Here is a 23788-nt window from a genome sequence, read left to right on the forward strand (position 1 = left end):
AAAAGTGGCCGGGGAAACCCGGCCTTTCCTTTTGCATATTCATCCATTGTAAAAGCCGCTATAGGATAGTCTTGTCACCGCAATTCCTTTCCCGAAAAGCCGGACCTGCAAGCCGCATGAGCGCACACGACCTGAAGCTGGAAGAGATCGTCAATCCCGATACGCTCCGTCGCAAGCTCAATGAGCTGGCGGATTCGACCGACGAAAGCTATACGAGCCTTCCCGTGCGCAAAGTGGTGCTGCAAGCGCTGAAAGATGCACTGGTGCGCGGTCGCGCCAATGCGGAAGGCCTGTTGATGAAGGACGGCGGCGGCACGCTCTGCGCGCGACGCCTCTCCTACCTCATGGACACGCTGATCGAGGTGCTGTTCGAATTTGCGACCACCAAGGTCTATCCGATGGTCAATCCGTCCAAGGCGGAAAACATGGCCATTGTCGCGGTCGGCGGTTATGGACGCAACGGACTGGCGCCGGGTTCCGACATCGATCTCCTGTTCCTGCTGCCTTACAAGCAGACCCCGTGGGGCGAACAGGTCGTCGAATATATGCTCTATATGCTCTGGGACATGGGGCTGAAAGTCGGCCACTCCACGCGCAATATCGATGAATGCATCCGCCTGTCGCGCGAAGACATGACGATCCGCACCGCCATTCTTGATGCGCGTTTTCTCACCGGCAACAAGGATCTTTTCACGTCGCTCGTCACCCGCTTCGATGAGGAAATCGTCAAGGATACCGGGCCGGAATTCATCCAGGCAAAGCTTGCCGAGCGCGATGCTCGCCACCGCAAGGCGGGCGAAACGCGCTATCTGGTGGAGCCGAATGTCAAGGAAGGCAAAGGCGGCCAGCGCGACCTGCATACGTTGTTCTGGATCGCCAAATATTTCTACCGCGTCAAAACCAAGGAAGAGCTGGTCAAGCTCGGCGTCTTGTCACGCGCCGAATTGCGCATCTTCAACAAGGCGGAAGATTTTCTCTGGGCTGTGCGCTGCCACATGCATTTTGCGACATTGAAAGCGGAGGAACGCCTCTCCTTCGACATTCAGCCGGAAATCGCCCAGCGTCTTGGCTATACCGCGCATCCCGGCCAGAACCATGTCGAACGGTTCATGAAGCATTATTTCCTCGTGGCGAAGGATGTGGGCGACCTGACCCGCATCATCTGCGCAGCCCTTGAGGAACAGCAGGCCAAGCATGTGCCGGGCTTCAACCGCATTTTCCTGACCTTTTCGCGCCGCAAGCGCAAGCTTTCGACGGATGGCTATTTCGTCTCGGAAAATCACCGCATCAACACGGCGCACCCGGATGTTTTTTCGGAAGATCCGGTCAATATCATCCGCATCTTCCAGCTGGCCGACAAGCATGGGCTGGAATTTCACCCCGAAGCGATGCAGCAGCTGACCCGCTCGCTGAAACTCATCAATGCCGATCTGCGTGAGAACCCGGAAGCCAACAAGCTTTTCCTCGACGTTCTGACATCGCCGCGCAATCCGGAACTGATCCTGCGCCGCATGAACGAATCCGGCGTGCTGGGCAAGTTTATCCCGGATTTCGGCAAGATCGTCGCCATGATGCAGTTCAACATGTATCACCACTATACGGTGGACGAGCATCTCTTGCGCTGCATTGCCGTACTGTCGGAAATCGAGCATGGCGAACTGGAAAACGAGCATCCGCTTTCCAACCATTTGATCACCACGATCAAACGCGACCGCAACCTGCTTTATGTAGCGCTTCTCCTGCACGATATCGCCAAGGGACGCCCGGAGGATCATTCGATTGCCGGTGCCCGCATTGCCCGCAGGCTTTGCCCGCGCTTCGGCCTTTCCCATTCCGAGACGGAGACGGTGGAATGGCTGGTGCGCGAACATCTGACCATGAGCATGGTGGCCCAGTCACGCGATCTCAACGACCGCAAGACGATCATCGATTTTGCCGATACGGTGCAGACCATGGAACGGCTGAAGCTGCTCTTGATCCTGACCGTCTGCGATATCAAGGCGGTCGGTCCCGGTGTCTGGAACGGCTGGAAGGGCCAGCTTCTGCGCACGCTTTTCTATGAAACCGAACTGGTGCTGACCGGCGGCTTCTCCGAGCTTTCGCGCGCCGATCGCGACCGGCAGGCCCGTGAAGCACTGGCCGAAAAGCTGGCCGACTGGCCCGCTGCCGAGCGCGACGCCTATCTTAGCCTGCATTATGTCAATTACTTCCTGACCGTCAGCCTCGACGATCAGGTGAGGCACGCGCATTTCATTCGCGAAGCCGACCGGGAGGGCCGCGCGCTTGCCACCATGGCCAAGCCGCAGAGCTTCGAGGCCGTGACGGAAATCACCGTTCTGGCGCCCGACCATCCGCGCCTTCTGTCGATCATCACCGGGGCCTGTGCTGCCGCAGGCGGCAACATTGTCGATGCGCAGATCTTCACCACCGGGGACGGACGCGCGCTCGATACGATCCTGATCAGCCGTGAATTCGATCTGGACGAAGACGAGCGCCGCCGCGCCGAGCGCGTTGGCAAGGTGATCGAGGACGTGCTTTCCGGCAAGGCGCATCTGCCCGATGTGCTTGCCAAGCGCACCAAGCCGAAAAAGAACGCCAAGGCCTTCACCGTGGAACCGCGTGTCGAGATCAACAACACGCTGTCGAACAAGTTCACCGTCATCGAAGTGGAAGGTCTGGACCGCCCCGGCCTGTTGTCGGAACTGACCGGCCTTATTTCCGACCTTTCGCTGGATATTGCTTCGGCGCATATCACGACCTTCGGCGAAAAGGTCATCGACAGTTTTTATGTAACGGACCTCGTGGGTCACAAGATTTCCAACGCCACCCGCCAGGGCAATATTCGGCGCAAGGTTCTTGCGCTGCTCAGCGGCGAAAACGGCGGCAAGGCCAATGGGCGCTCGTCGCAAGCGGCAGCATAAGTTAGGTTTCTCAAAAGCATGAGTCTGGTCAAAAAGTTCGCCACGGTGGCATCCGGCACGCTGATGAGCCGCATATTCGGCTTCCCCCGCGAGATGTTCAGGGCGGCAGCGCTCGGCCCCGGCCCGGTGGCCGATGCTTTCAACGCAGCATTCCGCTTTCCCAACCCGTTCCGGAGGCTTTTCGCCGAAGGCGCATTCAACCCCGCTTTCGTGCCGCTTTTTGCCAAGGAAATCGAAAAGAACGGCATGGACGGCGCCCGCCGCTTCTCCGAAGAAGTGTTCGGCGTGTTGTTCACGGTGCTGCTGTTCATCACCATCGTGATGGAACTTTCGATGCCGTTCATCGTACGCACCGTCATTGCGCCGGGCTTCATGGACGATCCGGTCAAGTTCGACAATACGGTGCGGCTCGCCACTATCATGTTCCCCTATCTCGCCTGCATGTCGCTGGCGGCCATGATGGGCGGTATGCTCAATTCGCTGCACCGCTATTTTGCGGCGGCGATTGCGCCGGTCTTCCTCAATATCATCCTGATCGGCGTGCTGGCGCTGGCCTGGTGGCGCGGTTACGACGCGCTGGCCGTGGGCTATGGTCTCTCCTGGGGCGTCATGGCGGCAGGTCTGGTGCAGCTTGCCATCGTCTGGCTCGCCGTGCGCAATGCGGGCATCAAGATCGGCTTCCGTCGTCCGCGCCTGACGTCCAACGTCAAGCGGTTGCTGGTGCTGGCGCTGCCCGCCGCGATCACCGGCGGCATTACGCAGATCAACCTGCTCATCAACACCAATATCGCTTCCGGGATGGAAGGGGCTGTGTCCTCGCTGGTCTATGCCGACCGCATCTATCAGCTGCCGCTGGGTGTGGTGGGGATTGCGGTTGCCACCGTGCTGTTGCCGGAACTGTCACGCGCCCTGCGCGGCGGCCACATGAAGGAAGCCTCGAACCTGCAAAACCGCTCGGTCGAGTTCACGCTGTTTCTCACATTGCCTGCGGCAGCAGCGCTTCTCGTCATGTCGGAACCCATCGTGCGGCTGTTGTTCGAACGGGGCAAATTCAGCCCGGATTCCACAATCGTCGTTTCCAACATTCTGGCGATTTACGGCCTCGGCCTGCCTGCCTTCGTGCTCATCAAGGCGTTCATTCCGGGCTTCTTTGCCCGCGAGGATACCCGCACACCGATGATCTTCGCGGCCATTTCCGTCGCCGTGAATGTCTCGCTTGCCATCACGCTGTTCCCGCATCTTGGCCCGACCGGCATCGCCACTGCGGAAATCGTGGCAGGCTGGGTCAATGCCGTTCTGCTGTTTGCAACGCTGGTGAAGCGTGGCCATTGGGGACAGGATATTCCGCTTCTTACCCGTATCCCGCGCCTGCTGATCGCGGCAGGTGTGATGGCGTTCGGCATTCATTATGCCATCGGGCACTTCGCCTATGAGCTTTCTTCCGCCGCTCCCTTTGCGGTTCGGGCCGGTACGGTCTGCGCCATGGTGATTGCCGCGATGATCGTCTATTTCGGCCTCGCCTTCGGCCTCGGCGGCGCAAATACCGGCATGATCCGCCGCAATGTCAAACGCGGCGCGGTCAAGAAAGAGCCCGAGAGTGACACATAATTGTCCTTGAATCGCCTTTGCGTCTCTGCGAAAACACGCCACATCATCAAAGCCCCCTGCTCTCCACCGGCAGGGGTTCATTTTTAGGATAGAGCCATGAGCACGTTCAAACCGCTTGTCTTCTCCGGCGTCCAACCGACCGGAAATCTTCACCTCGGCAATTATCTGGGGGCGATCAAGCGGTGGGTAGAGGTCCAGAAGACCGAAGAATGCATCTATTGCGTCGTGGACATGCACGCGCTGACCGTCTCGCCCGACCCGGCTGAATTGCTGCAATCCACCCGCGAAGTGACGGCCGCGTTTCTCGCTTCCGGCATTGATCCGAAGAAGAGCATCGTCTTCAACCAGAGCCGCGTCATGCAGCATGCGGAACTGGCCTGGGTGTTCAACTGCATTGCGCGCATCGGCTGGATGAGCCGCATGACGCAGTTCAAGGACAAGGCCGGCAAGGACCGCGAGAATGCTTCGCTGGGCCTCTTTGCCTATCCGAGCCTGATGGCTGCCGATATTCTGCTCTATCGCGCCACCGCCGTGCCGGTTGGCGAAGACCAGAAGCAGCATCTGGAACTGACGCGCGATATCGCCCAAAAATTCAACAATGATTATTCCGACCGCATCGCATCGCTTGGGATCGGCGTGGATATCCAGGTGGGCGATGAGAAGGTTTCGGGCTTCTTCCCGCTGACCGAACCGATGATTTCGGGTCCGGCCATGCGCATCATGTCGCTGCGCGACGGCACCAAGAAAATGTCGAAATCCGATCCGTCCGACCTGTCGCGCATCAATCTGATCGACGATGAAGACACGATCACCAAGAAGATCCGCAAGGCCAAGACCGATTCCGATGGTCTGCCGTCGGAACTGGACGGTCTGTCCGGTCGTCCGGAAGCGGACAATCTGGTCGGCATCTATGCGGCACTTGCCTCGCAATCGAAGGAAGATATCCTTGGCGAGTTCGGCGGACGTCAGTTCTCGGAATTCAAGGCGGCATTGGCCGAACTGGCCGTCACCAAGCTTTCCCCGATCACCCATGAAATGCGCCGTCTGGTGGCCGATCCAACCCATATCGACAGCGTTTTGCGGGATGGCGGCGAGCGCGCAGGCGTTCTGGCCGAAAAGACCATGCGCGATGTGCGCGACATCATTGGCTGGTTGCAGAACTGATTTTCAACACCAATAATCGGGGCGACTGCATTTTTGCGGTCGCCCTATCCTTTTTGAAATTGCTTACCGTTCATAGCCCATGCAAACAATGCTGGCTTGCGGGCGGCCCATCCTGATGGCAAATTGCGGCCATGGTATCCAAACGACTGAGCCGGGAAACCGGTCACCGACGCAAATTTTTAGCCGTCATCGACGAAACGCCTGAATGCGGGCGCGCTGTCGCCTATGCCGCACGCCGTGCCAAAAACACGAGCGGCTCGCTTATTCTGCTATTCGTTATCGATGACTCCGATTTCCAGCAAATTTTGGGCGTCGGCGAAATCATGCGATCCGAAGCGCAGGATCGAGCACGATCCGCGTTGGAAAAATTCGCCGCTGTTGTGCGCGAAGATCAGGGCATCGAGCCCGAACTCAGCATCCGTGAAGGCCAGACAGCCGAAGAGCTGCTCAGCCTCATTGAAGAAGATCAGGATATTGCTATTCTGGTGCTCGCCGCCGGTTCCGGCAAGGAAGGCCCCGGCCCGCTCGTGCAATCGCTGGCTGGCCGCGCCCAGTTTCCGATCCCCGTCACCGTGGTTCCGGCAGGATTGACCGACGATGACATTGATGCTGTGACCTGACACTCCAGTTGCATTCTTCGTGATGCCGGGCTGCAAAGAGCAATTTCCTGCGCTCCGGTGCTCGCGTACCTTTAAGTACGCTACGCTCCGGTACTCGAAAATCACTCTTTTCGCCACGGCCTGTCGAATTTGCAACTGTCGTGCAATCACCCTATATTGATAGTAACTGAAACGCGCCTGAGAGCGACAGCCCTTGTTTCCGTGCGGTTTCGCGATTATTAGAACAGTTCCAAAATTGAAAGCGGAGAACTGGCATGTTCATCCAGACTGAAACCACGCCTAATCCGGCGACCCTGAAGTTTCTGCCCGGCAAGGTGGTCATGCCGGATGGCACCGCCGATTTCCGCGATGCTTCATCCGCTGGAACCACGTCGCCCCTCGCCGCCAAGCTGTTCGCCGTTCCGGGCGTCACCGGCGTTTTCTTCGGCTATGACTTCATCACCGTCACCAAGGACGATGGCGAATGGCAGCATCTGAAGCCTGCGATCCTCGGCACGATCATGGAACATTTCATGTCGGGCGCCTCGGCAATGGCTGGCAATGCCAATGCAGATGCCGCCGCAGCACATGGCGATGAAGAATTCTTCGATGAGGCCGATACCGAAATCGTCGAAACCATCAAGGAACTGATCGAAACCCGCGTTCGCCCTGCCGTGGCGCAAGATGGCGGCGATATCACTTTCCGCGGCTTCGAAAACGGCACCGTGTTCCTCAACATGAAGGGTGCCTGCTCCGGCTGCCCGTCTTCCACTGCGACGCTGAAACACGGCATCCAGAATCTGCTCCGCCACTTCGTGCCGGAAGTACAGCAGGTCGAACAGATCTGATCGGTCTTACAAAACTGAAATTTGAGAAACGCCGGATCTTCAGACCGGCGTTTTTTTTATGGACACGCCGCGCCCAGCGCCCCCGAGGAGCATATCGTATATTAAGTACAAACGATTTCGCGGCACTTATCATGGACCAAACTATGGCGATTGCGGCATAACTTAAAAAGTATAGATTCACTCATGTTTCAAGAAAGAGGACATGATGTTTCATATACCTGTCTATTGTTCCGATTTAGAAGAACTTCCAGACCTATGTAGATACATCGTGCACTCAATTTCAAATACGATTCTGCTCTACGCAGATACATTGCCCGCATTGCCCTGAAAATAGACTTTAAGTTATTTGAAAATAATTTCGGCGATACACGCTCACCACTTTAATGTCGTGTATCGCCGAGATCTATTGATTATTGCTTCACAATAACCTTTGCGCCCTGTTCGGCACGATCATAGAGATCAATGATATCCTGATTCATCAGGCGGATGCAGCCAGACGACATGGCCTTGCCGATGGTCCACCATTCCGGCGTCCCGTGCAGACGATAACCTGTATCACCGCCCTTGTTGAACAGATAAAGCGCACGCGCGCCGAGCGGGTTTTTAAGGCCCGGGTCCATGCCGTTGCGGAACTTTGCCAGTTCCGGCTGACGCTTGATCATGGCAGACGGCGGCGTCCAGGTCGGCCATTCACGCTTCATAGCGACGCGCGCCGTACCGGACCAGCCAAAACCCTCACGCCCGACGCCGATGCCATAGCGCATCGCCTTGCCTTCCGGCATGATGTAGTAGAGAAACTTCGCTTGGGTATCGACGATGATTGTGCCGGGGGCCTCATCGGTCGGATAGTTCACGATCTGGCGACGATATTGTGCCGGTATCTTCTCGCTCGGAATGGCAGGAAGAACATAGCCAGCATCAGTGACCGACGAGTAAGAGGCTGTGTAGAAGGTTCCGCCGACAGTAGAGCAGCCAGCAAGTGCGCCTGCAAGAAAAAGTGCCGCCGTCAGTTTTAAGACGCGAGAATTCATGCATTCCCCCAAGATAGAATCAATGTGCCGTCAAAAGGAGCGAATCGCCCATTCCTGCTTGAAGATGCGCCAGTATTGTTAACCGTACGTTAACCGTAAATTGAAAAATTCTTTATTAGGCCATTTTTCTGCCTTTTTTCGCCTTGTTTAGCGGCCCAATACTCAAAAACCGACACAAAGAATCATGCGTTTTTGGTTGTTTCGCCCTGAAACCGCACGCAAAATGCGCGCCATGCCCATCGTGATTCCCAACCCGACCCACCCGCTGTCCGACGGACGGCAATCGGAAAACGCCATGCTTGTACGCCGTGGTGTGCAGCGCCTGTTTCTGGATATGGGGCTTGCGACCTTGCCCGAACTGCCGCTCGCGTCGGGTCGCCGCGCCGACCTCATCGCCGTCAGCCGCAAGGGTGAGATCTGGATTGTCGAGATCAAGTCGTCGGTGGAGGACTGGAAGGCGGACCGCAAATGGCCGGACTATCGCGCCTATTGCGACCGGCTGTTTTTCGCCACCCATCCGGCGGTGCCGCGCGAGATTTTCCCGGAGGAATGCGGCTTCATTCTCTCGGACGGCTATGGCGCGGAAATCCTACGCGATGCGCCGGAACACAAGCTAGCCGGCGCCACACGCAAGGCGCTGATGCTGCGCTTTGCCCGCGCAGGCGCAGCGCGCCTGACTTATGCAGAACTTTCCGGGCTGGAAATGCCGGGCGGAGATTTCTGATTAGCCGCAAATGTCTTAACGCGGCGCGCGCTTGGCGAGGATGCGCTGCAAGGTGCGGCGATGCATGTTGAGGCGGCGGGCGGTTTCGGAAACATTGCGCTCGCACATTTCATAAACACGCTGGATATGCTCCCAGCGGACACGATCGGCGGACATCGGGTTTTCCGGCGGCGCGACCTTCTCGCCCGGACGGCGGGTCAGCGCGGCGAAGACTTCGTCCGCATCGGCGGGCTTCGACAGATAGTCGATAGCGCCGAGCTTCACCGCATTCACGGCGGTGGCGATATTGCCATAACCGGTGAGGACGATGGCGCGCGTATCGGAACGGCGCAGGCGAATGGCTTCGATGACGTCGAGACCGTTGCCGTCTCCCAGCCGCATATCCACCACGGCATAGGCGGGCGCTGCGGCCTTGGCTGCGGCGATGCCTTCTTCAACCGATTCCGCTGTGGTCACCTGAAAGCCCCGGCTTTCCATGGCGCGGGCCAGGCGTTGCAAGAAAGGTTTGTCGTCATCAACCAGAAGAAGGGTGGGGTCGTTGCCTATGGCTTCGCTGTCTTCCTGCTTCAAGTCGTCCATCGGGTGCTTCCTGCCTGTATTTTTGATCCCTTATTGATACCCCTGCGTCAAAAAGTCAAATAGCCATTGAATCGTTGAAGCAATTTCTACGGCTATGAATCTTGCGCGAGACTATAAATCATTGGATTTAATTAATAATTCTAAAAGACAACACAAGAAGTTGAGCAAAACAAATTTGAAAAAGCGTTTTGGCTCATACGCGGGTGAAGGTTGAACGCGGCCAAACCACTTTGACTTCCGCCCCCTGCCCCGGATTGCTTCGATTACGGAACGCAATCTGTGCACCGGAACGCTCCAGCAAGGTTTTTGCAATGAACAGGCCAAGGCCAAGCCCGCCGCCATTGCGGTTGTTGTCGCGGCTGGTCATATAAGGCTCGCCAATCCGGTCGAGGATCTCCGGCTTGAAGCCTTCGCCGTCGTCCTGAATGGTCACGCTGACCTGATTGTCTGTCCAGCCCCAGGTGACGCTGACATTGCCGCGCGCGAAATCGACCGCGTTTTCCACCAGATTGCCCAGCCCGTAAAGCAGGCCGGGATTGCGCCGGGTGACCGGCTCGGGCTTTGGCCCTTCCACCTTCTGCACCTCGATGGTGACCCCGAAATTGCGGTGCGGCGCAATCACCTCCTCGATCAGCGAGGACAGCGGCAGACGCGACATGTGCTCCTCGTTTTCCGAGGAAAGGCTGGTCAGCCGTTGCAGAATCTCGCGGCAGCGCTGGGTCTGCGAATGCAACAGCGCAATGTCTTCCCCAAGTCCAGCATCGACCGGATTTTTGGCATAGGACCGCTGCATTTCCTTCACCACAAGCGCGATGGTGGCAAGCGGCGTGCCCAGCTCATGGGCGGCAGCGGCGGCCAACCCGTCCAGAGCGGTCAGGTGCTGCTCGCGCTGGAGAATGAGTTCCGCAGCGCTCAACGCATCGCCGAGCTGGCGCGCTTCTTCCGCGATGCGATAGGCATAGACGCCGGTAAAGCCCAGTGCGGATGTGATGGCGCACCAGATGCCGATCACAAAAAGGAAAGGCAGGTTCAGCTCTTCGCCCGGATACCAGGGCAGCGGTTCATGCCGGATGGAAAGCATGGAGGTGCAGGCCACAACCAGCAAAGCCAGCGTCAGCGTGTGCCGGGCCGAAAGTGAGGTGGCGGAAATGATGACCGGCACGATCATCAGGATGACGAACGGGTTTTGCAACCCGCCGGTGAGATAAAGCAGGCCGGCCAGCTGCAGAATATCGAAGGCCAGCACGAGGCTCGCCGCTTCCGGGTTCAGTCGGTGATTGGTCGGGAAGCGAAAAGCCAGATAGAGATTGAGCCAGGCCGAGCAGGCAATCAGCGCAAAACAGATGCCGACCGCAAAGGGGAATTGCAGATAAAGCGCCACCAGCATGACAGCTGCAGTCTGCCCGGCGATGGCCAGCCAGCGCACGCGAACCAGCGTGGTCAAACGCGGGCGGCGCGAAAGATTGGAAGCGCGATTCTCGAACTCTGCGTGCATGTTCTGTTGTCCCTCTATCCTGCCCCTTATGGGGCAAGCGAAGACAGGAATGCAAGCGGAACTGCGTTATCCGGTCGCAGGTGATACATGCATCTTTGGGAGTGCGTTATGTCCCGCGCGGCTTTGCCCGGCGGGTTGCTTCTGCATTGGCGGGATCTTCCGGCCAGACATGTTTGGGATAGCGCCCACGCATGTCGGACCGCACATCAGCCCATGATCCTTTCCAGAAACCCGGCAGATCGCGGGTGATCTGGATCGGGCGATGGGCGGGCGACAGCAATTCCAGCAACAATGGCACCTTGCCATTGGCGATGGAAGGATGCACACCAAGACCGAACAGTTCCTGCACGCGAACGGCGAGCACCGGCTCTTCGGCATCGTAGCGGATCGGGATATGCGAGCCGGTCGGCACGGTAAAATGCGTCGGCGCAAGTTGATCCACACTGCGCTGAAGGTCGAAGGGCACAAGGCTCATCAGGCCGTTTTTCAACACATGACCGGGAATGCGGTCGAGCTGCGCTTCGCCGGTCAGAAAGGGCAGCAGCCAGTCTTCCAGCGTTTCCAGCAAATGCTCATCGTCCATGGATGGCCATGGATCGCCAAGCCCGCGATAAAGCCAGCCAAGACGGCGGCGCAGAATATCGGTTTCCTTGCCCCAAGGCAGAATGCCAAGCCCATGCTCGCGCACCGCGGCAATCACGCCCTCATCGGCAGCACTGCCCGATGGCGCGGCCAACGGCTTTTCCGACAGGGCGATGGCGCCGATGCGCACGGCTTCTCGCGCCCGAAGCGCGTTCTTTTCGGGATCGTAGACAACCTGCCGCCCGCTCTCGATCCGCTCGCCAAGGGCTGACCGGATTTCCGTTTCCGATACTTCGGCAGCCGAAAGAATGCGCGCGCGTCCTGCCTTGCCCGACATATCCGCCACGACCAGCCAGGGCGCGCGGCTGAGGCTGATCGCACTATCCACCTCCCCGCCGCGACCATTGGCCAGCAGAAACTGCCCGGTCTGGCCACGCGCTCTGGCGATCCGGTCGGGATAGGCGTCGATGAGCATACGACCGATGCCCGATCCGGCGGGCGCGCCCTGAATGGGCACATTGGCGGCAAGGCGCTTTGCGAGACCTTTGGCCCTTTGAGTGCGGTCCGAACGATCATTGCGCAAGCGCGAAAACCGGGTGTCCAGATCGGTTTCGTTGCCGCCAAGGCCACGCTCCGTCAAAAGCACAGCCAGTTCGGCAGCTTTTAAGGCTTCGCCGCGCTTGCCCGCCTCGGCCACCATATGCGCAAGACGCGCGGGCAGAGCGAGCTGACGCATTGCTTCGCCGTCGGGGGTCAGACGCCCGGCCTCGTCGAGCGCGCCAAGCCTGCGCAACAAAGCGCGGGCTTCGTTCAGCGCCGGTTTTGGCGGCGCATCAAGAAAGGCAAGTGTTGCCGGATCGGTCACGCCCCAAGCGGCGCTGTCGAGCACGAGGCCGGACAGGTCGGCTTCCAGAATTTCCGGTGGCGAAAAGGCGGGCAGCGATGCCGTCTGCCCCTGATGCCAGAGGCGAATGGCAATGCCCGGCTCCGTTCGCCCGGCGCGGCCCGCCCGCTGATCGGCGCTGGCGCGGGATGTGCGCACGGTTTCCAACCGCGTCAGGCCGGTGGCCGGTTCATATTTCGGCAGGCGGGCCAGCCCGCTGTCGATCACCACGCGCACGCCGTCAATCGTGATGGAGGTTTCGGCAATCGAGGTGGCCAGAACCACCTTGCGCTTGCCTTCCGGTGCAGGCTTGATCGCCGCATCCTGATCGCGGCCTTCCATCGCGCCATAAAGCGGCGCCAGCATCACATGGGCCGGCACGCGATCTTCCAGAAGCCGCAGCGTGCGTTCGATCTCGCCCTGCCCCGGAAGGAAAGCCAGAATGCTGCCTGTCTCGTCGGCCAGCGCATCGCGAATGCTGCGCGCCATCGCGTCTTCCACGCGCTCGTCGGCTTTCCGTTCGCGGTAACGAATATCGACGGGAAAGGCCCGGCCCTCGCTTTCGATCACCGGCGCATCGCCCAGAAGGGCCGCCACGCGCGCACCGTCGAGCGTTGCCGACATGACCAGAATTTTCAGATCGTCGCGCAAAGCCGCCTGCACATCAAGCGCCAGCGCCAGCCCGAAATCCGCATCGAGGCTACGCTCGTGAAACTCGTCGAACAGCACCGCCGCCACGCCCTTGAGGTCGGGATCATCAAGGATCATCCGGGCAAAGACGCCCTCGGTGACAACGAGGATTTTCGTCCTGCCCGACACCTTGCTTTCCAGACGCATGCGGTAACCGACCGTTTCGCCCGGCTCCTCGCCCAGAAGCTCAGCCATGCGGCGGGCAGCCGCGCGGGCAGCAAGACGCCTCGGCTCAAGCAGTACGATCATGCCATCGCCGCGCCACTTCGCATCCAGCATGTGGATCGGCACCAGCGTCGTCTTGCCTGCGCCCGGCGGCGCGACAAGAACCGCGCTTGCATGGGTGTCCATGGCCGCATCCAGTTGCGGCAGAATGCGTGTAACGGGAAGATCGGGCAGGCGCGTCAAAAGAATATCCGTCAAAGAGGGGCAGCAGCGTTTGTGCTTATCACATAAGCGCACGCCATTATCCATATTCGAAACCCGCCCGAACAGGCCCCCGCGCTCCTGACGCCTCGGGAAACAGTAAAACTCGACCCAATAAAAGTATTTCTGTATATTTTATTTATAGAACTGCGCATATTGTTTTTAAATAGGCTTTTCAGGGAAATAAATCGGGATGAATATTAGCAAAAGAGAATTTTTAAAGGGGTTTATTCTTTCCAGCTTCGCGGCAGGTCTGGCGACATTGGGTCTTCCCGGCCAGACAAATGCAGCGGCAAAGGGCACGGATGCCACTATTCCTCTCATCCCGACGCCGCACAGGATGAACAAATTGGGTGGAAAATTCCGCATCGAGAACAGCGCCACGATCACCTATGACGACCCCGCGATTGAAAACAGTATTGTTGTTTTCAAAGAAGCATTGCGCCCCTTCTCGGATATAAAGCTGGAAAACGCACGGCGTTCCGGCTTGAACGCGTCCAAGGGGGCCATTCATCTCGAAATCGGCCCGACACCGGAAATCGAAGAAATTCCCCGGGCGACGGGCCTGTCGCCAGCCGAACACGACGATCTGGACGAGCGCTATTTTCTGCGAACCGATAAGACCGGCGTCGTCATCAAGGCGCGCAGTGCGCAAGGACTTGCCATGGGTCTGACCACGCTTTTGCAGATAATCATCACCGCGCCACAACAGAATGCAGGCGGCATTGAAATTCCTGCCGTCCGCATCGTGGACGGCCCGCATTTTAAGTGGCGCAGTTTCCATCTCGATGTGGCCCGGCATTATTTCACCAAAGATGAAATCAAGGCGGTGATCGATCTGATTGCGTTCTACAAATTCAACGCGCTCGATCTGCATCTCACCGATGACGAGGCATGGCGCATTGAAGCGGCAAGACCGGAAGGCAAGCAGCCGGATGAGGAGCCCATCTATACGCGCGCCGATTTGAACGAGATCGTCGCCTATGCGCAGGCGCGTCACATCACCGTCATCCCATCCTCCGATGCGCCGGGCCACGCGGCGGCACTGATCAGGCTTCACCCGGAACTTGCGGCGGGCAGCAATGTTCAGCGCTTCGAATTGACGCCGGGCGTGGTCCAGCATCGCGCATGGCTCAACCCCGATCTGCCCGAGAGCTTCAAGGTCTACGACGAGATCATCGCCTATCTGTCGGATGTTTTTCCCGGACGTTGGCTCGATATGGGCGGCGATGAAGCTTTTGGAATGCCGGAGGACCTTTATACGAAATTCGTCCGGCATCAGCATAAGGCGGCGGTGCTGGCGGGGAAGAAGCCAATCGCCTGTCAGGAAACCATGCGGGCCGGTCTCGACCGCGATATCGTCGTTCAGCACTGGATTTCCACCGACCCTAAATATGCCAATATGGAACTCGGCGCTCAGATGGGATCGCAGCAGGCGTTCCTGTTGCAGAAAATGGTCGTCAAGAATGTCCAAAACAGTTTGAACGACCTCAACCGCGCGATGGAGCGCGAGCTTCCGATCCTGCTCACGCCCTTTGCCCATAGCTATCTCGACGTTCCCTATAAGGAGGACTCCATTCAGCCCGAACAGGCGGCCCTCAAGGGACGTCTTGGATTGCGCACCTATCGGCCCCAGACCATTGAGGAATATTATGACTGGCATCCGGGCAAATCCCTGCCGGGCAAAGGTAAGGGCGCGCACATCGCAGGCGTCGGAGCTGCAATCTGGTGCGAAACGATCAAGAGTTTCGACGATCTGACCTTTCTGATCCTACCGCGCCTGCCCGGCATGGCGCAAAAGGGATGGAGTACCGTTTCCAGCAGCCCATGGCAGAGGCACAGCGCGGCCCTTCCCGCCCATGGAACGGTCTGGGAGAAAAGCAAACTCAGCTTCTTCAAGTCAGAACTGATAAGGTGGTAGAAGACTGTTCTTTCGCACCTATTCTGCCAGGAACAGAGATGATCCATATCCGTAAATCTATTCCAACCGATGCCCCGGCTCTCACCGAAATCTGGCGAGCCAGCGTGCGCGCCACGCATGACTTTCTGAGCTCCGACGATTTCCGGGAAATCGAAAAGCTGGTCGGTGAGCAATATCTGCCGAATGTAGAAGTCGATGTGATCGAGGATGACGGTAAGCCGGTTGGCTTCATGGGCATGACCGGCAACAATATCGACAGCCTGTTCATCGCGCCAGACCAGCGGGGCAAGGGCATCGGCAAGCGGCTGATTGCCCACGCGCAATCCCTCAATGGCAACACGCTGACTGTCGATGTGAACGAGCAGAACACGCAAGGCGTGGGCTTTTATCGCCATCTGGGCTTTGTCGAGACAGGCAGATCCGAAACTGACGATCAGGGACGCCCTTATCCGCTGCTGCATCTCAAGCTTGAGGCTTAAAATCCGGGCTGCGCCAATTGCAGAGAAAACCATTCTTGTAAAAGCCAATTCAGGAGCAATTGACATACTCCCCCATAGTATATAGTTTCTCGCGAGATCGGGAGGTTTCATGCCGCATTCACCGGAAGACAAAAAGCGTGCGCTGACGCGCCTGCGCCGCATTCGCGGACAGGCGGAAGCGTTGGAACGCGCCGTGGAAGCGGGCACGGAATGCGCGGCGCTGCTGCAGCAGATCGCCGCTTTGCGCGGCGCGGCCAATGGCCTGATGGCGGAAGTTCTGGAAAGCCACTTCCGCGAGACCTTCGGGCAGGCGCGTGAGACCATTGCGCGCGATGTCGCGACAGACCCGGATGCCGAGATCGACCAGATCATGCAGATTTTGCGCACCTATCTGAAATAGGACGCCAAACCAAACGAACTATTTGTTTTTGAGCCCATCCTGTCCGAAGATAGTTTCAAAAATCTCGGGATGCGCTCTATATCCAGAAGGAACATCGTCATGAAATCACGCGCAGCTGTTGCCTGGGAGGCGAAAAAGCCGCTCACCATCGAAACCGTCGAAATCGGCGGACCCCGGGCTGGCGAAGTGCTGGTCGAGATCATGGCGACTGGCGTCTGCCACACCGACGCCTATACGCTGTCGGGCCTCGATTCCGAAGGCAAGTTCCCGGCCATTCTCGGCCATGAAGGAGCGGGCATCGTGCGCGAAGTCGGCGCGGGTGTGACCTCCGTCAAGCCGGGCGACCATGTCATCCCGCTTTACACACCGGAATGCCGCCAGTGCAAAACCTGCCTGTCGCAGCGCTCGAACCTCTGCACCTCGATCCGCGCCACGCAAGGTCAGGGCCTGATGCCCGACAAGACCACGCGCTTTTCCTGCGATGGCGGCGAAGTGTTCCATTATATGGGCTGCTCGACCTTCTCGAACTTCACCGTCCTGCCGGAAATCGCCGTTGCCAAGGTGCGTGAAGACGCGCCATTCGACAAGATTTGCTATATCGGCTGCGGCGTCACCACCGGCATCGGCGCGGTGATCTATACAGCAAAGGTTCGCCCGGGTTCGAATGTGGTGGTGTTCGGCCTCGGCGGCATCGGCCTCAATGTCATTCAGGGCGCGCGCATGGTTGGCGCGGACAAGATCATCGGCGTGGATATCAACCCGGCCAAGGTCGAAATGGCGAAGAAGTTCGGCATGACCGACTTCATCAACCCGCGTGACGTGGGCAATGACAAGGTGGTTCAGGCGATCCAGGACCTGACCGATGGCGGCGCGGACTATTCCTTCGACGCAACCGGCAATACCGATGTCATGCGTCAGGCGCTGGAATGCTGCCATCGCGGCTGGGGTGAATCCATCATCATCGGCGTTGCGGAAGCTGGCAAGGAAATCGCCACGCGTCCGTTCCAGCTGGTCACGGGCCGCGTCTGGAAAGGCACCGCCTTCGGCGGCGCGCGCGGTCGCACCGATGTGCCGAAAATCGTCGACTGGTACATGGAAGGCAAGATCAACATTGACGATCTGATCACCCACACCATGCCGCTCGATGAAATCAACACGGCCTTCGACCTGATGCATGAAGGCAAGTCGATCCGTTCGGTGATTGTCTACTGATGAGCGAGAAGACCCTGATATCCCGCTGGGATGAGCTGGACGATTTTACGCCGCGCGCGCTTTATGCGCTGCTGAAACTGCGCGTGGATATTTTCGTGGTGGAGCAGAAATGCCCCTATCCGGAAATCGACGGCAAGGATATGGGTGCGTTCCACCTGCGCATTCTTGACGGCGAGGAACTTGCAGCTGCATTGCGCGTTCTTCCGCCGGAAAGCGACGGTAAACCCGCGAAGATCGGGCGTGTGGTCGTGGCCCCGGATTACCGGGGCTACCAGCTTGGCCGAAGGCTGATGCAGGAAGCAATCGCTTTTTCGGAAGAGCGCTTTCCAGGCATTGCCATTGAGCTCGGCGGACAGAGCCATTTGCAAAAATTCTATGGCTCGTTCGGTTTTAAAGTCACTTCGGACGAATATCTGGAAGACGGCATTCCGCATGTGGACATGCGGCTGGAACCGCGAGAAAAGAGCAACTGATGTTTCTGCTGCGCCGCCATATGTCCTTCTATCTCGCGGCCATCGGTGGCGCAGCAGCCTTTATCGTCGCGTGGTTGTTCGACAGTCCGCTTGCGCCGGTGATCGGGGCGGACACGTTTTTCGTGCTTTATCTGGTGCTGGCTCTTTTCGCCATTCCCAAACTCACCGCCGCCTTTCTCAAAAAGCATGCAGCCGCCGCCGATGAACCGGCCTGGATCATCTTTCTGGTGACTTTCGCAACCGTCGTCGTCGCGGTGGCCTCGCTGTTCATCCTGCTCAACCGGCAGCCGAAGGCGGATGCATTGGCGCTGGTGACGACGCTCGCCTCGGTGCCGCTCGGCTGGGCTACCATTCACATGATGGCGGCCATTCACTACGCCCATGCCTTTTGGCAACCGCAGGAACCAGCCGGTGACGACAATGGCCGCGCCAGTCGCCGCCGGGGTGGGTTCGACTTTCCCGACACGCCGGAGCCGTCCGGCTGGGATTTTGCCTATTTCTCCTATGTCATCGGCATGACCGCGCAAACCTCCGATACGGGCGTCACCACCACCGCCATGCGGCGGCTGACACTGATGCACAGCGTGGTATCCTATTTCTTCAACACCATTCTCGTCGCGGCAGCGGTCAATGCCGCCGTCGCGCTCGGCAGCTGACGGCTCCTGCCTCCCTAAACAGAAACTGGAATTCAAATGGAAACGATTTCGACAGCGAAGTGCTTTGGCGGAACACAAGGCGTCTATCGGCACAAAAGCGAAGCCTGCCAGTGCGACATGACCTTCGCCGTGTTCCTGCCACCGCAGGCCAAGGAAGGCCCGGTGCCGGTGCTCTGGTATCTGTCCGGCCTAACCTGTACGCATCAAAACGTGATGGACAAGGGCGAATATCGGCAATTGGCCGCAGAACTTGGAATTGCCGTTATTTGCCCCGATACGAGCCCACGTGGTGATGACGTTCCCGATGAGCCGGACAACTGGCAGTTCGGCAAGGGTGCAGGCTTTTACGTCGACGCGACGCAGGAGCCTTTCGCCAGGAACTACCAGATGTACAGCTATATCACGCAGGAACTGACCGAGCTGGTGGCGGCTGAGTTTCCGCTCGATATGGCGCGACAGGCGATCACCGGCCATTCCATGGGCGGTCATGGCGCGCTGACGATTGCGCTGAAAAACCCGGACCGGTTCAAGTCGGCCTCTGCTTTCGCGCCCATTGTGCAGCCATCGACGGCCGGTTGGTCAAAACCGGCGCTGGAAAAATATCTCGGCCCGGAAGAACGCGCATGGCGTCCCTATGATGCGTCGCTGCTGATCGAGGATGGTTACAAGTTTCCGGCGTTTCTGGTCGATCAGGGCACCGCGGACGGCTTCCTGAACGACGGCTTGCGCCCATGGCTGCTGGAAGAAGCCTGCGAAAAGGCTGGCATTCCGCTCACGCTCAATATGCGCGAGGGCTATGATCATTCCTATTTCTTCATTTCGACATTCATGGATGACCATCTGCGTTGGCATGCCGAGCGCCTTTGACAGTAACGAAAAGTCCGGCTTGGCCGGGCTTTTTTCTATCGCTTCATCACTTTCATCGGCAGACCACCCTGCGGCTGCGTGGTGAGCTTTTGCACCGGCCATGGTCGGGTCGTTTCCAGCACGTCGAAGCGGCGACCATCGAGCAGGGTTGCCAGCGCAATAACCGCTTCCTGCAAAGCAAAGCTTGCGCCGATGCAGACGCGCGGGCCCGCGCCGAAGGGCAGATACTGGAAACGGTCGAGCCGGTCGCGGTTTTCCGGCCAGAAGCGCTGCGGCATGAAAGCATCTGGCTGATCCCAAAAGAGCCGATGACGGTGGATCACCCATGGCATGACCAGCACAGTCGCGCCTTTCGGTATTTGCAGATCGCCATAGCGGTCATTTTCCGCCGCCTCGCGATTGATCGATGGCGCAGGCGGATAAAGGCGCATCGCCTCCTCGAAAGCCGCACGCGTGAAAGGCAGGCTGGCCAGCCACTCATGCGGCGGCAGATCGCGTCCGCCCTTTTCGAAGAAAGCGTCGATTTCCGTCTCAACGCGGGCGCGTTCTTCGGGGGCTTTGGCGAGCAGATAGAGCGTCCAGCCAAGCGCGCGGGCCGTGGTTTCGTGACCAGCGCCAATGAAGGTGATGATATTGTCCTCGATCTCTGAGCGGCTCAGGCCCTCCGGGCCTTCGGCGCGCAAAAGCAGCGTCAGGAAGTCGTTCGGCACCGCTTCACCTCTGTCCATACGCGCCTTGCGCATGGCAATGGTGTCGGAGACAAGCGCGCGGAAAAAGCCCAGCGACTGCTGGCCGCGCAAACGCGTGAGCCGTGGCAGCCAATCAGGCAGGCCCAGCAGATCGAACGGATCGACGCGGCCCATGGTTTCAAACAGCTTGTCGATCTGACGCGCGAAATCATTGGGATCGCCTGCGATCTCGCCGGAAAACAGCGTTTCGGCCAGAATGTCGTAGGTGAGCAACGTCATGTCATGGGCAACATCGGTGATCATGCCGCTGGTCTTGTAGCGCGCCACAAACAGGCGCGAACGGTCGCGCATCGCTTCCGCAAAGCCGCCGATATGGCGCGGCGTGAAGACCGGTGCCATGGCCTTGCGCGAGCGCTTCCACACCTGCCCCTCAGCCGTCAGAAGGCCATCGCGCAGCAGCGGACGCAGCACACGCTGCCGAATGGCGGACATCGGATAATTGGCGACATTGTCTACCAGCACGTGGCGGATCAGCCCGGGATCGTTGGCGATGATGGTCTTGAGGCCAAACCAGCTGACGGAAATCCACCGTTCATTGTAGGAAGGTTCGCCCCACAATTCGAGCGGGTTTTTATAGACGACGCGCATCATCTCGAAGCGCCCGACAGGCTTTTCGCGCGGGCGCGGCGCGGGCGGCACGAAGGGTTCAAGCACTTCCGGCATAGTCATCGCAGTTTCATCCAAGCGTTCCAGATACCGTTGTTTTATGGCATATAAGGGGTAATTGTGGCGCTTCCAGAAGCCCATTCGGGGCAGCATCCGCCATATGGGGTCGATATCCGCTCAAACTACCGGAATCCCCGGCAAATTTGCCTCGAAAATTTGGAAAATAACCCGTTAGCGCCTATATTAAAGCCATGTTTGTCGTATGATTCGACACGTTCTTTAAGGCTGCATTTGCAGCAGGCTATCAGGCTGCATTCGCAGCACGTTTTCGAAAGATTTTCATGAGCGATACGCCCGAGATGAATACCGAAGCCCCCGCCGAATATGGCGCGGATTCCATTCGTGTTCTGAAAGGTCTGGATGCCGTTCGCAAGCGTCCGGGCATGTATATCGGTGACACGGATGACGGCTCCGGCCTGCATCACATGGTTTATGAAGTCGTGGACAACGCCATCGACGAAGCGCTGGCAGGCCATGCCACGCTCGTCACCGTGACGCTCAATGCCGACGGCTCCTGCACCGTAACCGATAATGGTCGCGGAATCCCGACCGAAATCCATAAGGAAGAAGGCGTCTCGGCTGCTGAAGTCATCATGACCCAGCTCCATGCGGGCGGCAAGTTCGACCAGAATTCCTATAAGGTTTCCGGCGGTCTGCACGGCGTCGGCGTTTCGGTTGTGAACGCGCTTTCGGTCTGGCTGAAGCTGAAAATCCGTCGCTATGGCAAGCTTCACGAAATGAGCTTTACCCATGGTGTGGCCGATGCGCCGCTGGCGGTGACGGGCGACGTGGCCGATGGCGAGACTGGAACTTCGGTGACCTTCCTGCCCTCGACCGAAACCTTCAGCATGGTCGAATTCGACTATGACACGCTGGAGCGCCGCCTGCGCGAGCTGGCCTTCCTCAATTCCGGTGTGCGCATCAAGCTGACGGATAACCGTCATGCCGACGCCAAGGAACATGAGCTGCATTATGACGGCGGCCTGATCGAGTTCGTGAAATATATCGATCAAAGCAAGAAGCCGCTGATCGATGAACCGGTCTATATCCGCAGCGAAAAGGACGGCATGACGGTGGAAGTCGCCATGTGGTGGAACGATTCCTACCACGAAAAGGTGCTGTGCTTCACCAACAACATCCCGCAGCGCGACGGCGGCACGCATCTTGCCGGTTTCCGCGGCGCTCTCACCCGTCAGGTCACGGGCTATGCGGATGCGTCCGGCATGACCAAGAAGGAAAAGGTGCAGCTCACCGGCGACGATTGCCGCGAAGGCCTGACTGCTGTTCTTTCCGTCAAGGTGCCGGACCCGAAATTCTCGTCGCAAACCAAGGACAAGCTGGTTTCGTCGGAAGTGCGCCCGGTGGTCGAAAGCCTCGTCAACGAAGCGCTGTCGATCTGGCTCGAAGAACATCCGGCGCAGGGCAAGGCTGTGGTCGAGAAGGTCATTCAGGCCGCTGCCGCCCGTGAAGCTGCACGCAAGGCCCGCGACATCACCCGCAAGAGCACGCTCAGCGTCACCTCGCTGCCGGGCAAGCTTGCCGATTGCCAGGAGCGCGATCCGGCCAAGTCGGAACTCTTCATTGTCGAAGGTGACTCGGCAGGCGGTTCGGCGAAAAGCGGTCGTTCGCGCCAAAATCAGGCGATCCTGCCGCTGCGCGGCAAGATCCTGAACGTGGAACGCGTTCGCTTCGACCGTATGTTGTCTTCCGATCAGGTCGGCACGCTGATCACGGCGCTCGGCACGTCGATCGGCAAGGATGAGACGCACGGCTTCAACGCCGACAAGCTGCGTTATCACAAGATCATTATCATGACCGATGCTGACGTGGACGGCGCGCATATTCGCACGCTGTTGCTCACCTTCTTCTTCCGCCAGATGCCGGAACTGATCGAGCGCGGCCATATCTATATTGCGCAGCCGCCGCTCTATAAGGTGTCGCGCGGCAAGTCCTCGCAATATATTAAGAACGAAGCGGCCTTCGAAGACTTCCTCATCGAGACCGGTCTAGAAGAGGCTGCTCTTGAAATGGCGAGCGGCGAAGTGCGCGCCGGTCCCGATCTGCGCGCTGTCGTGGATGATGCGCGCACATTGCGCCAGCTTCTGCATGGTCTGCATACACGCTACGACCGCCGCGTCGTCGAACAGGCGGCGATCGCCGGTCTGCTCAACCCCGACGCTTCGAAGGACAATGCAACCGCGCAGCGCTCCGCCGATACGGTTGCGACGCGCCTCGACATGATCTCGGAAGAGACCGAACGCGGCTGGACCGGCCATGTCATGGAAGATGGCGGCTACCGCTTCGAGCGCATGGTCCGCGGCGTCAAGGATGTTGCCATTCTCGACATGGCGCTGCTCGGTTCTGCCGATGCCCGCCAGATCGACCGTGTGGCTGGCCGCATGGGCGAAACCTTTGCCGAACCGCCGACCCTTCGCCGCAAGGACAAGTCGGATACGCTGTCCGGTCCGATGGCGCTGCTCGACGCCATTTTCGCGACCGGTCGCAAGGGTCTGACCTTGCAGCGCTACAAAGGTCTTGGCGAAATGAATGCGGAGCAGCTTTGGGAAACCACGCTGGACCCGAATGTGCGCTCGCTCCTGCAAGTCAAGGTGACGGACGCGACCGACGCGGACTCGCTCTTCTCGCGCCTGATGGGCGACGAAGTGGAACCGCGCCGCGAGTTCATTCAGGAAAACGCGCTGAGCGTCGCCAATCTGGACGTCTGATCCAGCCTCGCATCGTCACGAAAAAGGCCTCTGCTCGCAGAGGCCTTTTTATTTGTCGCCGGTATTGTCACCACAAAAAGAAAGGCCCC

The 23788-nt window shown here is 58.7% G+C and carries 19 protein-coding genes; 14 read left to right on the plus strand and 5 right to left on the minus strand.

The annotated features are described in order from the left end of the window. Positions 1 to 116: 116 nt before the first annotated feature. The 5 genes from JAU75_RS06330 (at position 117) to JAU75_RS06350 (ending at position 7140) form a co-directional block, all read left to right on the plus strand. Entirely contained in the window at positions 117 to 2921 is a 2805-nt protein-coding gene (locus JAU75_RS06330; protein ID WP_199055579.1) for a [protein-PII] uridylyltransferase, read from the plus strand. Between the two features lie 18 nt (positions 2922 to 2939). Next, the gene (gene murJ / locus JAU75_RS06335) at positions 2940 to 4529 is read left to right on the plus strand and encodes a murein biosynthesis integral membrane protein MurJ (RefSeq protein WP_199055580.1); all 1590 of its coding nucleotides are present in this window, start codon (positions 2940 to 2942) and stop codon (positions 4527 to 4529) included. A gap of 96 nt (positions 4530 to 4625) precedes the next feature. After that, positions 4626 to 5693 carry a tryptophan--tRNA ligase gene (trpS, locus tag JAU75_RS06340; RefSeq protein WP_199055581.1) on the plus strand — a complete coding sequence of 356 codons (1068 nt, stop codon included), beginning with the start codon at positions 4626 to 4628 and terminating at the stop codon, positions 5691 to 5693. Between the two features lie 131 nt (positions 5694 to 5824). Continuing rightward, positions 5825 to 6313: a universal stress protein gene (locus tag JAU75_RS06345; protein ID WP_199055582.1), complete on the plus strand. Its 489-nt coding sequence runs from the start codon at positions 5825 to 5827 to the stop codon at positions 6311 to 6313. Between the two features lie 254 nt (positions 6314 to 6567). Then, positions 6568 to 7140 (plus strand): NifU family protein, encoded by a 573-nt coding sequence (locus tag JAU75_RS06350; RefSeq protein ID WP_199055583.1) that lies wholly within the window; start codon positions 6568 to 6570, stop codon positions 7138 to 7140. Positions 7141 to 7550: 410 nt separating this feature from the next. Here the strand turns inward: JAU75_RS06350 and JAU75_RS06355 are convergent, their stop codons facing one another. Next, positions 7551 to 8171 (minus strand): L,D-transpeptidase, encoded by a 621-nt coding sequence (locus JAU75_RS06355; RefSeq protein ID WP_199055584.1) that lies wholly within the window; start codon positions 8169 to 8171, stop codon positions 7551 to 7553. 232 nt (positions 8172 to 8403) lie between these two features. On the opposite strand from JAU75_RS06355, the gene JAU75_RS06360 reads away from it, so the two are divergent. Further along, positions 8404 to 8895: an MmcB family DNA repair protein gene (locus JAU75_RS06360; RefSeq protein WP_199056016.1), complete on the plus strand. Its 492-nt coding sequence runs from the start codon at positions 8404 to 8406 to the stop codon at positions 8893 to 8895. Between the two features lie 15 nt (positions 8896 to 8910). Here JAU75_RS06360 and regA read toward each other — a convergent pair whose 3' ends face one another. From regA to hrpB, 3 genes are all read right to left on the minus strand, one after another. Continuing rightward, positions 8911 to 9474 (minus strand): global response regulator transcription factor RegA, encoded by a 564-nt coding sequence (gene regA / locus JAU75_RS06365; RefSeq protein ID WP_078339656.1) that lies wholly within the window; start codon positions 9472 to 9474, stop codon positions 8911 to 8913. A 193-nt stretch (positions 9475 to 9667) separates the two neighbouring features. After that, positions 9668 to 10969, minus strand: coding sequence for an ActS/PrrB/RegB family redox-sensitive histidine kinase (locus tag JAU75_RS06370; protein WP_199055587.1), 1302 nt, complete (start codon positions 10967 to 10969; stop codon positions 9668 to 9670). A 106-nt stretch (positions 10970 to 11075) separates the two neighbouring features. Further along, complete coding sequence (hrpB, locus tag JAU75_RS06375) at positions 11076 to 13532, minus strand: ATP-dependent helicase HrpB (RefSeq protein WP_199055589.1); 2457 nt, start codon at positions 13530 to 13532, stop codon at positions 11076 to 11078. Positions 13533 to 13743: 211 nt separating this feature from the next. Here hrpB and JAU75_RS06380 point away from each other — a divergent pair, with 211 nt between their 5' ends. From JAU75_RS06380 to fghA, 7 genes are all read left to right on the plus strand, one after another. Beyond that, entirely contained in the window at positions 13744 to 15471 is a 1728-nt protein-coding gene (locus JAU75_RS06380; RefSeq protein WP_199055591.1) for a family 20 glycosylhydrolase, read from the plus strand. Positions 15472 to 15509: 38 nt separating this feature from the next. Continuing rightward, positions 15510 to 15950, plus strand: a complete 441-nt coding sequence (locus JAU75_RS06385) for an acetyltransferase (RefSeq protein ID WP_199055593.1) — start codon at positions 15510 to 15512, stop codon at positions 15948 to 15950. 109 nt (positions 15951 to 16059) lie between these two features. Then, complete coding sequence (locus JAU75_RS06390; RefSeq protein ID WP_199055595.1) at positions 16060 to 16350, plus strand: metal/formaldehyde-sensitive transcriptional repressor; 291 nt, start codon at positions 16060 to 16062, stop codon at positions 16348 to 16350. A gap of 99 nt (positions 16351 to 16449) precedes the next feature. Further along, a complete protein-coding gene (locus JAU75_RS06395; protein WP_199055597.1) occupies positions 16450 to 17562 on the plus strand; it encodes an S-(hydroxymethyl)glutathione dehydrogenase/class III alcohol dehydrogenase in 1113 nt (370 codons plus the stop codon). After that, positions 17562 to 18035, plus strand: coding sequence for a GNAT family N-acetyltransferase (locus tag JAU75_RS06400; protein WP_199055599.1), 474 nt, complete (start codon positions 17562 to 17564; stop codon positions 18033 to 18035). The genes JAU75_RS06395 and JAU75_RS06400 overlap by 1 nt, the downstream gene beginning before the upstream one ends. After that, positions 18035 to 18691, plus strand: a complete 657-nt coding sequence (locus JAU75_RS06405) for a DUF1345 domain-containing protein (protein ID WP_199055601.1) — start codon at positions 18035 to 18037, stop codon at positions 18689 to 18691. The genes JAU75_RS06400 and JAU75_RS06405 overlap by 1 nt, the downstream gene beginning before the upstream one ends. Positions 18692 to 18727: 36 nt before the next feature. After that, a complete protein-coding gene (gene fghA / locus JAU75_RS06410) occupies positions 18728 to 19558 on the plus strand; it encodes an S-formylglutathione hydrolase (RefSeq protein ID WP_199055602.1) in 831 nt (276 codons plus the stop codon). A 35-nt stretch (positions 19559 to 19593) separates the two neighbouring features. On the opposite strand, the gene JAU75_RS06415 is transcribed toward fghA, so the two are convergent. Then, the gene (locus JAU75_RS06415; RefSeq protein WP_199056017.1) at positions 19594 to 20970 is read right to left on the minus strand and encodes a cytochrome P450; all 1377 of its coding nucleotides are present in this window, start codon (positions 20968 to 20970) and stop codon (positions 19594 to 19596) included. 284 nt (positions 20971 to 21254) lie between these two features. Between JAU75_RS06415 and gyrB the strand changes: the two genes are divergently transcribed. Further along, on the plus strand, positions 21255 to 23699 hold the full coding sequence (gene gyrB, locus JAU75_RS06420; protein ID WP_199055603.1) for a DNA topoisomerase (ATP-hydrolyzing) subunit B: 2445 nt from the start codon (positions 21255 to 21257) through the stop codon (positions 23697 to 23699). Positions 23700 to 23788: the final 89 nt, after the last annotated feature.

Source organism: Ochrobactrum sp. Q0168 (genome assembly GCF_016427605.1).
Lineage (GTDB): Bacteria > Pseudomonadota > Alphaproteobacteria > Rhizobiales > Rhizobiaceae > Brucella.

Coding starts and splice junctions, on each gene's coding strand:
- regA (WP_078339656.1), bottom strand. CDS start 9,474: ATGGACGACTTGAAGCAGGAAGACAGCGAAGCCATAGGCAACGACCCC.
- JAU75_RS06330 (WP_199055579.1), top strand. CDS start 117: ATGAGCGCACACGACCTGAAGCTGGAAGAGATCGTCAATCCCGATACG.
- JAU75_RS06350 (WP_199055583.1), top strand. CDS start 6,568: ATGTTCATCCAGACTGAAACCACGCCTAATCCGGCGACCCTGAAGTTT.
- JAU75_RS06390 (WP_199055595.1), top strand. CDS start 16,060: ATGCCGCATTCACCGGAAGACAAAAAGCGTGCGCTGACGCGCCTGCGC.
- JAU75_RS06355 (WP_199055584.1), bottom strand. CDS start 8,171: ATGAATTCTCGCGTCTTAAAACTGACGGCGGCACTTTTTCTTGCAGGC.
- murJ (WP_199055580.1), top strand. CDS start 2,940: ATGAGTCTGGTCAAAAAGTTCGCCACGGTGGCATCCGGCACGCTGATG.
- JAU75_RS06400 (WP_199055599.1), top strand. CDS start 17,562: ATGAGCGAGAAGACCCTGATATCCCGCTGGGATGAGCTGGACGATTTT.
- JAU75_RS06395 (WP_199055597.1), top strand. CDS start 16,450: ATGAAATCACGCGCAGCTGTTGCCTGGGAGGCGAAAAAGCCGCTCACC.
- fghA (WP_199055602.1), top strand. CDS start 18,728: ATGGAAACGATTTCGACAGCGAAGTGCTTTGGCGGAACACAAGGCGTC.
- JAU75_RS06360 (WP_199056016.1), top strand. CDS start 8,404: ATGCCCATCGTGATTCCCAACCCGACCCACCCGCTGTCCGACGGACGG.
- JAU75_RS06385 (WP_199055593.1), top strand. CDS start 15,510: ATGATCCATATCCGTAAATCTATTCCAACCGATGCCCCGGCTCTCACC.
- JAU75_RS06415 (WP_199056017.1), bottom strand. CDS start 20,970: ATGCCGGAAGTGCTTGAACCCTTCGTGCCGCCCGCGCCGCGCCCGCGC.
- trpS (WP_199055581.1), top strand. CDS start 4,626: ATGAGCACGTTCAAACCGCTTGTCTTCTCCGGCGTCCAACCGACCGGA.
- JAU75_RS06370 (WP_199055587.1), bottom strand. CDS start 10,969: ATGCACGCAGAGTTCGAGAATCGCGCTTCCAATCTTTCGCGCCGCCCG.
- JAU75_RS06345 (WP_199055582.1), top strand. CDS start 5,825: ATGGTATCCAAACGACTGAGCCGGGAAACCGGTCACCGACGCAAATTT.
- gyrB (WP_199055603.1), top strand. CDS start 21,255: ATGAGCGATACGCCCGAGATGAATACCGAAGCCCCCGCCGAATATGGC.
- JAU75_RS06405 (WP_199055601.1), top strand. CDS start 18,035: ATGTTTCTGCTGCGCCGCCATATGTCCTTCTATCTCGCGGCCATCGGT.
- JAU75_RS06380 (WP_199055591.1), top strand. CDS start 13,744: ATGAATATTAGCAAAAGAGAATTTTTAAAGGGGTTTATTCTTTCCAGC.